A 15588-nucleotide genomic window follows, 5' to 3' on the forward strand; every position below is an offset into this window, starting at 1 on the left:
GAGTTATTTTAATGTAAATTTTAACTAGCATTCAACTTATAATATTACTTAGATAAAAGACATGAGGCCAGCGAAGTTATAAATGGTTCATGTCTTTTATTAATCTAGAAGGTTATTTTATTATTACTCATAATAAAATAGCCTCATATAATATTTTTATTTATCATAGAAAGCTACTATAATTTATAGACTTTTTTTATAGGCTCTTATTAGAACTTATATATTAAAACCCTTTGATGCTGCTAAACATTAAAGGGTTACTAAACTTAATTTATACTTATTAACTTATTTTTGATATACTTTTAAATTCGCTAAAATCATCACTATCATTGTCTTCAAATAATCTCTTATAGCAATATGAGATTATATCGCCTCTTTTTATAATTCCAATGAATATATTCGAGTCATCAACTACTGGAACGAAGTTTTGCGATTTAGCAACAAGGATTAAACTCTCAATATCAGAATTAATAGATACAGGCTTATTTTTAAAATGTCTTGGTATGTCTTTTATTAAAACATTCTCTGTATCTTTTAAGCTTAGCTCAGAAGAATTCTTTAACTTCCAAAGAAGATCTCCTTCAGTTAAAGTCCCGACATATTTTCCTTTATCATCTACTAAAGGGATAGAAGTATATCTATGATACTCCATTCTCTCCATTGCTCTTCGCATAGTGGAACTAACCTTTTCAAAAATTACTTCGCTTTTAGGAGTTAGAAAAAAGGCAATGTTCATATTTTATCATCCTCCATTAAATCAATATTCAATAAGTATACTAAAAAGCTATACTACAATTATAACATAATTTTCAAATTAAAAGAGAATAAAGTTTTTAATAATTTAAAAACAAGTAAAACTAGGAGTTAATTCTATAATTTATCAAACATAAAAACATATGAGCAATAAACTCTTTAGGAAATGTAATTGCTAAAGTATTTCTAAAAGCCACTGTAGATTTAGATTTATTTAAAATATCACAATTGTTTAGTATAAAATGATCCTTTAATGATATTTCTTTATTATTTATATCTTGTTTCAACAAATTTACTTTTTCTAATATTTTCTTCAGTAATTCATTATAACTATATATAGTACATCTTTCTATTTCTATAACTTCAGCAGTAATTTCCATAGCCATAATAATATTAATATGATTTCTAGATATTATACCTGAGAAATTTTTAATTCTTTTTATAGCTCTTAACAATTTTAAGTGGTCATAGATGGAATTATTAAAGTTTACAGAATTCATTATAATGTTTAATTCGGTATTATCAATATCTTTTAGCAATCCCTTTGAAACTTCATCTTTAAAAAAGTAATAATTTTGTCCTATTAAATGATTAAAAGCTTTTAATGTATCTAAATACCCTAGATTTATATTTCTTTCAATCTTTGAACTATCAAAATTAATAATTGGACCAAGGCTTTCACTACATTTAATTTCTATTATGGGTATATTATTTTTATTATTAAATTTTCGTTTAAATCCAGGGCCGTCAATATCCACTTGAATTATAGTAGAACAGGAACTATTTAAAAGCATACTAGTTGGAAGATTATTATACATACCACCGTCAAAAAATGTAATTCCATCAATAACACTATGCTTTAGACCAGGTAAAGAACAGCTTGCCATTATATAGTCAATAATTTTTCCATAAGGAATATCAGATTTAAAGATCTCTATGGGTTTAAGTGGAGACATACTAAGAGTAACTATACCAAAATCTATAGGTGAATTTCTTATTTTATCTTCATTTAAATAACCCTGTAATAGCCTTTTTAAAGGAGTAGAGTCTAGCCCTCTGTTAGATATAACATTTTTAATTAACTTAGGAATGTCCTTAGAAATTAAATTTCCATCTGTAGAAGAAATATCATCTACACAGAAACAACTGGCAAAATCTATTGCTCGCCATAACTCTTCTAAATCTTTATAAGTATTGATACATATAAAAGCACCATTGATAGCGCCGATAGAAGTACCTACCACTGCAGATATTTCTATTTTTAACTCTATCAATGCTTTCCACACACCAACTTCATAAGCTCCTTTAGAACCACCACCACCTAATACTAATCCATAACTATTCAATCCTTGGAACACTCCTTTAAGTAGAAATATAAATTTAAATATAAGTTTATCTATTATTATATTATCCTAAATGAATTAATTTTGATAATTATTACAATAATTATAGTATACATACTAATTATTACTATTTATACGTTGAACTTTTATATAAAAAACTATATAATTATTATATACTAACGATAGAATTATATTATAGTAAACTATTTACATGAAATAAATTTAGAATGTAATAAAATTTTAATGATAACTAGTAGTAAAAGGAGAATAGCTATGGAAATAAGTTTAAATTTAATAGAAGAAGCAATTAAGTTAAATAGCGTTGAAGAAGTTAGAAAAGCATTAATTGAATACATAAGAGTTGAGCCAGAAAACTCAGAAAAGATTATAAATGCGTTAAACTACGCTAAAGAAAATATTCAGGGATTATTTGAAGTTCATGATGGCACAAAATTGGAAGAAGATAATAAATGGACTAAAGAATATTTTCTAAAAACGCTTCAAGATTTATCAAAAAACTTCTCAGAAGAAAGATTCAATCATTTATGTTTAGTAGGAGCTTTCATATATCCAAATGTAGATAATTCAGATCAAGATACTGTTATAATTAATAATGTTAAACCTGTCTCTGATTCTGAAATTAAATTTGAAAAAGTAAAATCTGCGCTTGCTTTAGGAAGTGGTCTTTTAATAGGCTATATCATTGGGAAAAAAGTTAATAAAAAAAGATAATTATATATTAAAATAAACCTATTAGTATTTCGAAACATTGTACTAATAGGTTTATTTTATGTTTTTCTAATGATATTATATTAAAATTATTTTATAGATTTTATAGGAAACTATTATTATACAACTCATGTCTCTCGATATGGTTAATATGTTTTTGATAGTCTTTATTCATTAAATTTATAGTGGTATAGCTTTCACGGTTAATAAAATTAGGGTCTGATATTAATTTACACCCTAAATTTAATACATTATTTGTTGCCTCACAAGTTTTTTGTAAGATATCTTCATCAATAATCGTAATATGCTGGTTATCATTAATAGTTACATTATTACAACTATCAATCTGTATGGGATTGCCCCCTAAACCGGATATAACTTTACATATTCTGGATGCGTGTTTTTGATAATCACTTTGAACTTTATATACTTCAGAGATAATTTTTTCGTTTTTAGAATTCTTTATATAATTTTCAAAAGTATTTATATCAATATATATTCTACGCAATAATTCATTTAAGTTGTTTATTGTATATTTTTTATCCAAGAAAATCAACTCCTTGCAATAATATTCATTATATTATTACCTAAGTAGTATTGACATTATTCCTTTTATAAAATTATAAAAATTTTTTAGAGTGAATAATAAGATAAAAAAGAAAAAGGCTATTGCATGCAATGCCTTTTTCTAAGATACTAAGCTTCAACAACTGGTTTCTCTGATTCTTCTAACTTTTCCATTGAGAACCCTGTATATCCATATACTATTGATATTATAGGATTTATATAGTTTAAGAAACAGAATGGAGCATATAAGAAACAGGATACTCCGAGAGTGGAGGACATGAATGCTCCACATGTGTTCCATGGAATGAATGGTGAGGTTAGAGTTCCAGAATCCTCTAGAGCCCTTGATAAGTTCTTAGGTGCTAATCCACGTTTAGCGTATTCATCCTTATACATTCTGCCTGGGATAACTATAGATAGATATTGATCTCCAGCTAGTATATTAACAACTATACATGAAATTATAGTAATTAGTACAAGTGATCCTGTATTAACAGCAAGTTTAAGTAACTTTTCAGCAAGTGCATTTAAGAATCCAGCTTTCTCCATTATACCTCCAAAGGACATAGCGCATATAATTAAAGAAACTGTGTACATCATACCCTGAAGTCCACCACGGGTTAATAGATCATCAACTATTTCAACTCCTGTTTCACTGACATATCCATCATTTAAAACGTTAACTATATCACCGTAGTTAGCACCTTGAACTAGAACTGCTAAAATTACTCCGGAGGCAACTCCTATTATTAATCCAGGAATTGCAGGCACCTTTTTAACAACAAGTACTATTACTATTACTGGTGGTAGTAATAGTATAGGATTAATTACTCCTGAGGCTTTCAATCCATCAAATATTATATTTAATTTAGAAACATCTAATTCTTGACCTGAATATTTCATCCCAAGAATGCCAAATAGTATAAGAGAAATTATTAAACTTGGTGTTGTTGTATAGAACATGTGTTTAATATGGTCAAATAAAGTAGAACCAGCCATAGCAGGGGCTAGGTTAGTTGTATCAGAAAGAGGTGACATCTTATCTCCGAAATATGCACCAGATATGATAGCACCAGCTATCATAGGAGTAGGTATTCCTAAACCTACACCTACACCTATAAGCGCTATACCTACAGTACCAGCAGTTGTCCATGAACTTCCAGTAGCTAGGGAAACTATGGAACATATTATACATGTAGCTACTAGGAATATGCCAGGAGATAAAATTTTAAGTCCATAGTAAATCATTGTTGGTACTGTACCACTTAATATCCAAGCACCAATTAGGACCCCAATGATCATAAGTATTATAATTGCTTGCATTGACATTTGAATAGTATCGATAAAGCCTTTTTCAAGATCTTCCCATTTAAATCCAATACATAAAGCTGTAATAGTTGCTGCTGCTGCAGCAATTATTAATGGAATATGTGGGCTTGCATTAAAGAATATAATTGCAATAGATAAAGAAATAATGAGAACTAAAATAGGTATTAGAGCTTGCCAAACTTTTGGCTTTATAGGGTGGACAGTTACACTACTAGATTTTTCTTTTTTTTCTTTCATTAATAACACACTCCTATCTAAAATTCCAATTTAAGTAATTAAATAAATTATATATCAGTGTATTTGAAATTGCAATATTATTGTGAAAATTAAAAAAATAACAAAGTGATAAACTATAATATGCATTATATTAGAAATTTATTAGAATAAATATCTTTTTCGAGCAGTCTATGAAACTTATAATATAATAAGTTTCAATTTGTTATAATAAAAAAAGAGTACAAAATAATTTTTGTACTCAAAATTTTTAATAAGTATAAAGTTTATGCATTAAATGATTTGAAGGCTATAAGAAATTTATTTATATCTTCTTCACTATGACAAATTGATAGAAACATTGCTTCAAATTGTGATGGTGGTAAATTAATTCCTTTATCTAACATATGCATAAAGTATTTTTTAAATAAATCTGTATTACAACATTTAGCATCGTCATAATTATTGATTTCTTTTAAATCTGTAAAGAAGATGGTCATCATTCCACCAACTCTATTAATTACTACATTAATATTCTTTTCTTTTGCAATAGCTTTAACACCATTTTCTAGCATTGTTCCTATATTTTCTATATGAGTATATATATCTTGATTTTCGTATAATTCTTTTACTGTTGCTACTCCAGCAGCCATTACAAGAGGATTACCTGACATAGTTCCTGCTTGATATACAGGACCTAGTGGAGCAAGTAATTCCATAATCTCACGTCTTCCACCATAAGCACCACAAGGCAGACCACCTCCGATTATCTTACCGTAGGTTATAAGATCTGGTGTCACATTTGGAAACATTTTTCTAACACCTTTATATGCAATTCTAAAGCCACACATTACCTCATCAAATATTAATAAAGCACCATTTTCTTTACAAAGTTTATCTAGGGTTTCCATAAATTCTACAGAAGGTTTAACAACGCCCATATTTCCTGCAATTGGTTCAATAATAACACAAGCAATTTCATCTTTATATGCAGTAAATATTTCCTTTATATTTTCTATATCATTATAATTTGCAACAATTGTATGTTCTATATGTTCTTTAGGTATACCGGCACTACCAGGAATACCACAAGTCATAACTCCAGAACCAGCACTAACTAAAAATCCATCATAGTGTCCATGATAACAACCAGCAAATTTAACAATTTTATTTCTCTTAGTATAGCCCCTTGCTAACTTAATTGCACTCATAGTGGCTTCAGTACCGGAGTTAACCATTCTTATCATGTCGATTGAGGCAGTTTCACATATAAGTTTTGCGAGATCTAGCTCTAATTTGGTAGGAGCACCAAAAGCTATAGCTGTCTCTGTGGTAGTTTTTATAGCATTAACAACTTTAGAGTTACAATGGCCTAAAATCATAGGTCCCCAAGCACCAACAAAATCTATGTACTCTTTATCTTCTTCGTCATATATTTTAGAGCCAATGCCAGATTTTATAATAGGAGGCGTTATCCCCATATCTTTAAGTGCTCTTACTGGACTATTAACTCCTCCAGGAATATACTTCTTACTTTCTTCAAATATAGTTTTATTATTCATAAGACTCTTCCTCCTAATTAATTTTATTTAAAAAAATACGTTCAATTAACTTATAGGCTTCTTTATTATCTCCACTTAAAGTTGCTTCTTTTAAAACTTCAATGGCACGATTTATATATGTGTTAGCACCACTTTTTAAAAGAGTAGCTACAAGCTTGTCATTATCTTTAGTGTATTTTTTATGTTGAAAAGTTTTAAGATTATTTTCTATAAGTAATTGACTTTCATCTTTAACCTCTTTAATTATACCACTTAAAGACTTTAGTTTTAAAAAATTATCATACTCATCATAGTATTTCTCTATTATATGTTTATTTGAATTCATAATATTTTTACGTTTAGTTTTATTTTCTTTATCTACATTTTGAAGATTATCTAAATTAAATAAATATATATTTTCTAATTCACTACAACAATCCTCTACATTTATTGGTAAGGAAAGATCAAAAATTAACAGTGGTTGGCAAGGCATATCTTTCTTTAACACAAGAGGAGTAGGGGCTGCAGTACAACATATTAAAGCATCTATGTATTTATAAGTATCCACTAGATTATCAATAGATATAACTTCAATCTTTTTATTTTTAAGTAGTTCTACATTTCTTATTATAGTACCATGGCTAATGACCTTATCTGTATTTCTTACTACTATATATATTTTATCCAAAGTATCTTGTTTTCCTATAAGATAATTCAAAGTTAATTGAGCCATTTTACCAAAACCCAATATTAATATGTTTTTACAGCCTTGATCTAGAGCTTTTTTAGCAGCTATAGATGAATAGGATACAGGCATTTTATACAGTTTGCTTTCTGTTTTAAACTCTTTACCACAACTAATGGCCATTGAGAATAACTTATCAAAGGATGCTTTTATTACCCTTAATTCTTTGCTTTTTAAATAGGCATCCTTTACCTGCCCTAATATTTGATCTTCACCTAAAATCTTTGAATGGAAACCACAACTAACTTCTAGTAAGTGAGTTATAGCTTTACTATCATTAGAATAAAATATATACTCAATAAAGTCTTTATTCCAATTAAGTATTTTAAATACTTTTTGCATTATGTCATTCTGCGATAGGGAAGAGTTTAAATATATTTCTGTTCTATTACAGGTATTAATTATAACAACTTCTTCACATATAGTTTTTTTCATTTTTAGTAATATTCCATCTATATCATCTTGGGATATTGCTAGTTGAGCTCTTAAAATTAAATCAAGTTCTTTCTTTATTCCAATTAAATGAATCATTTCTACCTCCCAATCTATGAAATTACTAAATTTTATTTAATCAAATTTAAAACCCACTACATGTGGGTTTATTATAACTCATATATTGTAACAAGAAAATTATACTATATCATTTTTTTTTTGACAATGATAAAATGAGATAATAAAATCTTATTGTATATATATTACTGATTTGTAATAATTAAAAGAAGAGGTGTTACTATGAAAAAGTTTATTTTAAATGCTTCAATTACCATTGTAGGTTTTATTTTGATTTTACTTATATCCACTGTAATAACAACAAGTATCAAGTCTATTTATACTTTTAGCATTAATAAATTTAATATTGAGGAAAGTACAAATTTATCTGTTGATGAAATGAAAGAAAATTACTCCTACGTAATAGATTATTTGTTATATAGTAACAATGATAAATTTGAGCTACCATCTTTAGAGTACTCAGAGGATGGAGCCTTTCACTTTCAAGAAGTAAAAGAATTATTTAAATTGGCTAAAGTTACTATATTAATTTTAGCAATTATATTAATCATATTATGCGTAGTGTACACTAGGTTTTATAAAAATTATAAGTATATAAAATATATTTCCATTACATCAATTATAGTCCCAACTATAACTTCAATAGTTGTAAGTATAAATTTTAATTTTTTCTTCACAGTGTTCCATAAGATATTTTTTAATAACGATAAATGGCTTTTTAATCCTAATGTAGATCCTATTATAAATATACTTCCTAAAGAATTATTTGCATTATGTGCTGGTACTATTGTAATTATTTGTGTATTCATTGGAGTAATATTATATACAGCATATAATCATTATAATAAAAGAAAGGGCTTTCGCAAAATATATTACTAATCTTATATAAAATATTGAATAAGCACTTTAATAATATAAGTGCTTATTCAATATTTATTTAGATTAGCTTACTTTGTTAAATCCCCTTAAAGATAATTTACTGATACCTTTTTACCTAAAGCATCTAATAACTTAGCTATATCTTTAACAAGCTTAATTTTTAAATTAAACTCCTCTGGAAAAGAGGGGTTTTGATGAGCTGGATTAACTGCTTGACCTACATATATATCTATGGATGTACCTTCATTAATTAACATAGAAGTAATTTTAGATGCACCATCAGATCCATCTATAGGTGATTGTATAACATTATTTTTAGTAGCATTTAGATAACTTTTTAATAAATCCTTAACTTTATTTAAAGTTAATATTCCTTCAGTAACTAAATCTATGCCATCCATATAACCCATAGGTGGGACTTCAGAAGTATAATGCTTTAAGTCTATCTCTATAGGGGTATGTAATGCATTAGATATTATATTAGCAGTAGTACCACCACATACAATTTTCTTACCTGGAGCACTCTTTACTAGGCCTATAAGAATACCATCATCATTTTTATCTTTAGGTGGCCCTGTGAAGAGAGATATATGTTGCTCTTTTTTTATTTTAATAGTTACTACAGTGGTATCATCACCAGGTTTGTTGTCATATAAGTCTTTACATACCTCTAATAATTGTCTGCATATGTTTTGAGCTATTACTTCTTTATGGAGCACATTAGTGAGATATCTGTTTATATGAGGCCATTCCCAACCTAGATTTAAGAGGCCACCTACACCAGCATGAAGAACTCCATCACTTATTATAATTAGGGCATCTGACTCATTCATATAAAATCTACTTTCAAAAATAACTTTACCATTTACGATACGTCTATTCTTTTTAATATCGCAACTTCTATTGTTTCTAAAAAGAAAGACTGGAGGATTATCATACTCTACCATGTATACTTCGCCGCTATTTTTAATTTTCACGATTGTAAAAGTGGAGTAGGCTAATTTTCTAACTTGACACTCAGGCAATGTATTAATTATAGTATCTATAGTTTCATCTATAGTAGCTCCTTCTTTTAACATAGTAACTGCAATTTTAGATGTTAAAGTTCCTAATATATTAGCTTTAACCCCACTACCAAGACCATCAGACATTACTACTATAACTCCATCTTCTGTATTAGCAATTTCAACATTATCACCACAAAGTTCTTCACCATATTTATTAATACTCATATTGGCTACATCTAAGTAATATTTTCTCATATTAGTCTTCCTTTTCTAATACTTTTTTTAATTCTAAGATAGCAACTTTAGTTTCTGCAGTAGTTTCACCAAGTAAGCTAGCAATTTCTTGTGCTACCATCATCTGTTTATTTATAATTGATTGAGTGACATCGATAGCTTTATGCTTTAGTTCGGTTAATTCTAACTTTCTATTTTCTTCTTCTGTTATATCTGTAAATGTTATCAATAAAGATGAATGATTTTTAATATAGATTATACTCTTATATCCGTGAAAATCTAATTGACTATAAAACACTTTTTTACCTAAAATATTTTCTTTTGTATCTGCTACTTTTTTAAAATCTAAATCATGTATTATATCAGTTATAGGAAGTCCTATTGCATTTTTATTTTCACAACTTAAGAACATCCTTCTTCCAGAAGGGTTAATATCTTTAATCAATAAATTATCATCAATTATAATTATAGCATTAGGTGAATTTTTAAATATCTCACTGTTCATATTTTCAGCTAAAGATCTCATATAAGGTACACACATTTCAATTTGAGACATTCCATTATAGACGGCGATAGCCTTTTCAACACAGGTGTTATACCCACAAGCGCCACAGTTTAATTCATCTTCTTTAGTGTATTTTCCCATTTCCTTAAGAAGGGTCTTAATTTCATCTTCATTTGGGTTTAGCATATGTATTTTTTTACTTGTAAAATTCCTTGTAAGATTAAGGGTTTTTCTATTTATATTAACAATATTTGAATTCTTATCTTTACCTTTCAAATAATCCTGTATCCTTTGAAGTCTAGTATATACAGATTCATCTTTAGAGATTATACCAGGGCCTCCAAGACAGCTTTCATTACAGGCGCTTAACTCTATACAGACATTCTTTAAAGTATTATTTTTAAGCTCTTCTAAAATAACTTTACAGTTTTCAAGACCATGAACTCTAATTAAATTTAAATCTTTTTTATCAATAGTTGACCTTATAGAATTTAATATTCCACCCACTACTGGATAGCGATCGCCTCTAGTTGTACCACTAAAATCTACTTCTCCATCTTCGAGTTTAGAATATTCAATACCTTCTTCCTTTATAAAATCATTAATTTCATCAAAGGTTAATACAGAATCGACAAATCCTAAATTTGATTCAGATAAAGCTTCATACTTTTTAGATATACAAGGACCTATAAAAACAGTATATGATTCCTCATATCTTTGCTTTATGCTTTTGCCATGGGCTACCATAGGAGAGGATACAGGCAAAACTAAGGGTATTAATTCTGGATAATACTTTTCAATTAACATTACTACTGAAGGGCAACAACTTGTGATAAATTCATTGTTTGTACTACAATGAATTATGTCTTCATATTCTTGAGTTACTAGTTCTGCACCTATAGAAACTTCTTCAATATAAGAAAAGCCTAATTTTCTTAGAGCAGTTATTAATTTGGAAGGAGAAGAGAATATTCCTCTAAAAGCAGGTGCTAATTGAGCTACCACTGTTTTATTGCTACTTAATGCTGCTTTTACCTCATCAATATCTGAAAGTACATGGCGAGCATTTTGAGGGCACACTACTAAACAGTGACCGCAGGAGATACATCTATCTTCTTGAATTTTAGCTTGATCGTTTAATACTTCTATAGCTTTAACTGTACAAGTACGTACACATTTATAACAATTTTTACAATTAGCTGATGAAAAATTCATTACTTGCATAAATTCACCTTCTTAATTATATATTCTTCAAAAAACTTATCCACTTCACCTTCATTTACATTATAAATTTTATCATCTATCATAACGCATACTGAATCAGTGCAATGACCAAGGCAAAATGAAGCTTTTAATTCTACTTTATCTGTTAAATTATTTGTTTCTATTAAGTTTTTAATTTGGTTTATTACATTGTGAGAACCTCTAACATAACAAGCGCTTCCAACACATACCTTAACAATCAAAATAAAATCACTCCTTAACCTGCATTTATCCTATATAATAAATTATAGAACTTTAAGAAAATACCGTCAACGACATATGGTTATATATATTTGACAATGTTATAGAAGTGAGGTAAATAATAAATATAAAAATATTATTGGGAGGAAATAAAATGAAATTAGTAGTTATTTCTGATATTCACGGTTCTTTAAAATATACAAAAAAGGCTATTGAAATATTTAATAGTGAGGAAGGGGCTTATTTATTAATTCTTGGAGATATATTATATCATGGTCCAAGAAATCCATTGCCTGAAGAATATAATCCTAAAGAAGTAGCAGAGGTATTAAATCAATATAGTAATAAAATAATTGCAGTACGTGGAAACTGTGATTCGGAAGTAGATCAAATGTTATTGAGTTTTCCATGTATGGGGGATTATTCTATAGTTTTATATAACAATAAAAAATTATTTCTAACTCATGGACATATATACAATGAGAGTAATATGCCTAATATATCTGCAGAAGATATAATGATACATGGTCATACGCATATATTAGGGCTTAACAGAAAAGATGGAATTTCTATAATTAATCCAGGATCTATATCTTATCCAAAAGAAAATAATCCTCATAGCTATGGAGTTATAGAAGGAGATTTTTTCTATATAAAAACTTTGGAAGGAGATATAATTAATAAGATAGGGTTAAACTAAATAGCTGTTTATTTTATATATAAAAAGTAGAGGAGCACTCTTAAAGTTTCCTCTACTTTTTAATAATTTTATCAATTATATTAGATTCAATTAATTCACTCTTACTAAATCCATTTTTAAAATATCTCACTTGTTTATATTTAACTCCGCACATTTCAAAATCAAGGACATCAATTCTGTCTCCTTTAAAAATTTCAGCTTCTTTTTTCTTTTTAAGAAATACATGTACTTCCATATGGTTCCTCCGCATAATTGTTTACTAAATAGATTATATAACAAGATGGATTATTTATTCAATGATATAACTTAAAAAGAGTTCTACAAATAAATAAAAATGAAGTAGGTGCAACATGAGAAATGATGTTATAATGATAGGTGAAGGACCTGGTGGTTATGTTGAGCTATTCGTGCTACAAGGCTAGGTGCTAAAGTTTGCTTAATAGAAAAGAAAAAACTAGGTGGAACATGTTTAAATAGAGGATGTATTCCTGCTAAAGCTTCGTATAAGAATGCTGAAATATTAAGCACACTAAAAAGAATCGATGAATTTGGTATAAATGTTAATGATTATATCATTAACATTGAACAGATTCATAAAAGAAAACAAAAGATTATAGATGAGTTAGTAGATGGTATTTCTAAACTTTTAAAAGCTAATAATGTACAAATTGTATATGGGGAAGCTAAATTTAAAGATAAGAATACTATATTAGTTATTACCGCAGATAACAGTGAATGTGAAGTAATAGGTAAAAATATAGTAATTGCCACAGAATCTACACCTACAATTCCACCTATTGAAGGTGCTAATCTTGATGGTATATACACAAGTGAAGATATTCTAAGCTTTGAAGCTATACCAAATCTTTAACAGTAGTTAGTGGTGGCGTTATAGGTATGGAACTTGCATGTATTTTTAATGAAATGGGTACAAAAGTTACCGTAGTGGAATATCTGCCTAATATATTAGGACTAGTGGATAGTGATATTACAAAACGTCTTATTCCTTCACTAAAAAAGAAAGGTATAACTATTAACACATCAACAAAAATAACTAAAATAGAGAAAACAACAGAGGGATTTGTAATCTTTGGGGAAGGTAAAAAAGGAGAAGTTTTTTATGAAAGTGAAAGAATTCTTATATCTACAGGAAGAAGTGCTTTAGTTGATAATTTAAACTTAGAAGAGATAGGCATAGGTACAACTAAAAAAGGAATTAAAGTGGATTTAAACTATGAAACTTCTATCAAAGGAATTTACGCTATTAGTGATGTAAATGGTATATCCATGATTGCACATGCTGCTTTACATCAAGGTGAGCATGTTACACATCATATAATTGGTGATAATTCTGCCAATGTAGATAACATTATTCCGAGCTGTATCTTTATTTTTCCTGAAGTTGCATGTGTTGGAGTTACAGAAGATGAAGCAAAGGCTACGGGTCTTAATTATAAAATTTCTAAATTTATATTTGGGGCCAACGGCAAAGCTGTAACTTTAGGTGAAGGTGAAGGTTTCATAAAATTGATACCAACTAATAATTTAACAGAAGATAAAAATGATAATGCATTAATTGGAGCTCATATTATGGGTCCTCATGCTTCAGATTTAATCCATGAGTGTACTCTTGCTTATTTCTAAGAAGCTTAAAATAGGAGATATTAAAAATGTAATTCATGCGCATCCAACATTGTCAGAAACATTTATTGAAGCTGTTAATGGACTAGTTGGAGAAGCCATTCATATGGTTCCACCAAAAAACAATTAATTTTAACTATAGGAGGAGGAGTATGTATGAACTTAGAGAACATAAAAAACACTGATTCAGAAATTTATGAAGCAATTTGTCTTGAAACTGCAAGACAAGAAAGTAAAATTGAACTTATAGCTTCAGAAAACTTTACAAGTGAGGCTGTAAGAGAAGCCATGGGGTCTACTCTTACGAATAAATATGCAGAAGGATATCCAGGAAAAAGATATTATGGTGGATGTGAATGTGTAGATATTGCTGAAAATATTGCTAGAGATAGAATGTGTAAGCTATTTGGTGCAGATCATGCTAATGTTCAACCTCATTCAGGATCTCAAGCTAATATGGCTGTTTATATGAGTGTATTAGAACCAGGAGATAAAGTATTGGGAATGAATTTATCTGATGGTGGACACTTAACTCACGGAAGTTCAGTTAATTTTTCAGGAAAATTATATAAATTCATATCCTATGGAGTAGGTAAGGATGGATTTATCGATTATGATGCGTTGAGAACTGCTGCTTTAGAAGAAAAACCTAAAATGATAGTTGCAGGAGCTAGTGCTTATCCAAGAACAATAAAATTTGATAGAATAAGAGCAATTTGTGATGAAATAGGTGCATATATGATGGTAGATATGGCTCATATAGCTGGACTGATTGCCGCTGGGCTTCATCAAAGCCCAGTACCATATGCAGATTTTGTTACAACAACAACCCACAAAACTTTAAGGGGACCAAGAGGTGGAGCAATCCTTTGTAAAGAAAAGTATGCAAAATTGGTAGATAAAACTATATTTCCAGGAATACAAGGTGGCCCATTAATGCACACTATTGCAGCTAAAGCTGTTTGCTTTAAAGAAGCTTTAGAACCATCTTTTAAAGAGTATCAACAAAGAGTTTTAGAAAATGCTAAAATCCTTGCAAATGCATTAAAAGAAAGAGGATTTAACTTAGTTTCTGACGGTACTGATAATCATTTAATCCTTGTGGATTTAAGAAATAAAGATATAACAGGAAAAGCAGCAGAACATCTATTAGATGAAGTTGGAATTACTGTAAACAAAAATACAATACCTTTTGAAACTCAAAGTCCATTTGTAACTAGTGGTATTAGAATAGGTACTCCAGCGACTACTACTAGAGGCTTTGGAAAAGAGGAAATGATTGAAATTGCTGATATAATTAATTGGGCAATTGATAATAGAGACAGTGATTTATCGGCTGCTAAGGAAAGAGTTAAGGCTCTTTGCAATAAAATTCCACTATATAAATAAATTATTCCTCAATATAGATGCCTAGCAGACATAAAATGC

The 15588-nt window shown here is 28.7% G+C and carries 17 protein-coding genes; 7 read left to right on the top strand and 10 right to left on the bottom strand.

Translation table 11 applies throughout. The annotated features are described in order from the left end of the window. Positions 1-280: 280 nt before the first annotated feature. Together B3W71_RS07250 and B3W71_RS07255 are read right to left on the bottom strand one after the other, a co-directional pair. Positions 281-736, bottom strand: a complete 456-nt coding sequence (locus tag B3W71_RS07250; RefSeq protein ID WP_346888270.1) for a CBS domain-containing protein — start codon at positions 734-736, stop codon at positions 281-283. Positions 737-857: 121 nt separating this feature from the next. Further along, complete coding sequence (locus B3W71_RS07255) at positions 858-2099, bottom strand: patatin-like phospholipase family protein (RefSeq protein WP_346888271.1); 1242 nt, start codon at positions 2097-2099, stop codon at positions 858-860. A gap of 270 nt (positions 2100-2369) precedes the next feature. Here B3W71_RS07255 and B3W71_RS07260 point away from each other — a divergent pair, with 270 nt between their 5' ends. Next, complete coding sequence (locus tag B3W71_RS07260; protein ID WP_346888272.1) at positions 2370-2828, top strand: hypothetical protein; 459 nt, start codon at positions 2370-2372, stop codon at positions 2826-2828. Between the two features lie 100 nt (positions 2829-2928). Here the strand turns inward: B3W71_RS07260 and B3W71_RS07265 are convergent, their stop codons facing one another. From B3W71_RS07265 to hemA, 4 genes are all read right to left on the bottom strand, one after another. Next, entirely contained in the window at positions 2929-3372 is a 444-nt protein-coding gene (locus B3W71_RS07265; RefSeq protein WP_346888273.1) for a hypothetical protein, read from the bottom strand. A 149-nt stretch (positions 3373-3521) separates the two neighbouring features. After that, positions 3522-4958 carry a Na+/H+ antiporter NhaC gene (gene nhaC, locus B3W71_RS07270; RefSeq protein WP_346888274.1) on the bottom strand — a complete coding sequence of 479 codons (1437 nt, stop codon included), beginning with the start codon at positions 4956-4958 and terminating at the stop codon, positions 3522-3524. A 263-nt stretch (positions 4959-5221) separates the two neighbouring features. Further along, positions 5222-6496: a glutamate-1-semialdehyde 2,1-aminomutase gene (hemL, locus tag B3W71_RS07275; protein WP_346888275.1), complete on the bottom strand. Its 1275-nt coding sequence runs from the start codon at positions 6494-6496 to the stop codon at positions 5222-5224. Between the two features lie 13 nt (positions 6497-6509). After that, the gene (gene hemA / locus B3W71_RS07280) at positions 6510-7751 is read right to left on the bottom strand and encodes a glutamyl-tRNA reductase (protein ID WP_346888276.1); all 1242 of its coding nucleotides are present in this window, start codon (positions 7749-7751) and stop codon (positions 6510-6512) included. Between the two features lie 201 nt (positions 7752-7952). Between hemA and B3W71_RS07285 the strand changes: the two genes are divergently transcribed. Beyond that, positions 7953-8609 (top strand): TIGR01906 family membrane protein, encoded by a 657-nt coding sequence (locus B3W71_RS07285; RefSeq protein WP_346888277.1) that lies wholly within the window; start codon positions 7953-7955, stop codon positions 8607-8609. Between the two features lie 86 nt (positions 8610-8695). Here the strand turns inward: B3W71_RS07285 and B3W71_RS07290 are convergent, their stop codons facing one another. From B3W71_RS07290 to B3W71_RS07300, 3 genes are read right to left on the bottom strand one after another with little or no spacing between them, the layout of a single operon-like run. Next, positions 8696-9871, bottom strand: a complete 1176-nt coding sequence (locus B3W71_RS07290; RefSeq protein ID WP_346888278.1) for a SpoIIE family protein phosphatase — start codon at positions 9869-9871, stop codon at positions 8696-8698. A 1-nt stretch (position 9872) separates the two neighbouring features. After that, on the bottom strand, positions 9873-11579 hold the full coding sequence (locus B3W71_RS07295) for a [Fe-Fe] hydrogenase large subunit C-terminal domain-containing protein (RefSeq protein ID WP_346888279.1): 1707 nt from the start codon (positions 11577-11579) through the stop codon (positions 9873-9875). Further along, positions 11570-11821 (bottom strand): NAD(P)H-dependent oxidoreductase subunit E, encoded by a 252-nt coding sequence (locus tag B3W71_RS07300; protein ID WP_346888280.1) that lies wholly within the window; start codon positions 11819-11821, stop codon positions 11570-11572. Before B3W71_RS07300 ends, B3W71_RS07295 begins: the two co-directional genes overlap by 10 nt. 152 nt (positions 11822-11973) lie before the next feature. Between B3W71_RS07300 and yfcE the strand changes: the two genes are divergently transcribed. Beyond that, entirely contained in the window at positions 11974-12519 is a 546-nt protein-coding gene (gene yfcE, locus B3W71_RS07305) for a phosphodiesterase (protein WP_346888281.1), read from the top strand. A gap of 52 nt (positions 12520-12571) precedes the next feature. On the opposite strand, the gene B3W71_RS07310 is transcribed toward yfcE, so the two are convergent. Further along, positions 12572-12754, bottom strand: coding sequence for a hypothetical protein (locus B3W71_RS07310; RefSeq protein ID WP_346888282.1), 183 nt, complete (start codon positions 12752-12754; stop codon positions 12572-12574). 204 nt (positions 12755-12958) lie between these two features. Here B3W71_RS07310 and B3W71_RS07315 point away from each other — a divergent pair, with 204 nt between their 5' ends. The 4 genes from B3W71_RS07315 to glyA are packed head-to-tail and all read left to right on the top strand — an operon-like array spanning position 12959 to position 15549. Then, positions 12959-13390, top strand: a complete 432-nt coding sequence (locus tag B3W71_RS07315) for an FAD-dependent oxidoreductase (RefSeq protein ID WP_346888552.1) — start codon at positions 12959-12961, stop codon at positions 13388-13390. A 26-nt stretch (positions 13391-13416) separates the two neighbouring features. Then, entirely contained in the window at positions 13417-14163 is a 747-nt protein-coding gene (locus tag B3W71_RS07320; RefSeq protein ID WP_346888283.1) for an FAD-dependent oxidoreductase, read from the top strand. Continuing rightward, positions 14150-14290, top strand: coding sequence for a hypothetical protein (locus B3W71_RS07325; protein ID WP_346888284.1), 141 nt, complete (start codon positions 14150-14152; stop codon positions 14288-14290). Before B3W71_RS07320 ends, B3W71_RS07325 begins: the two co-directional genes overlap by 14 nt. Before the next feature lie 26 nt (positions 14291-14316). Next, complete coding sequence (glyA, locus tag B3W71_RS07330; RefSeq protein ID WP_346888285.1) at positions 14317-15549, top strand: serine hydroxymethyltransferase; 1233 nt, start codon at positions 14317-14319, stop codon at positions 15547-15549. Positions 15550-15588 lie beyond the last annotated feature (39 nt).

This window comes from Clostridium sp. UBA1056, assembly GCA_002316385.1.
In the GTDB taxonomy this organism is placed as follows: Bacteria; Bacillota; Clostridia; order Clostridiales; family Clostridiaceae; genus Clostridium_J.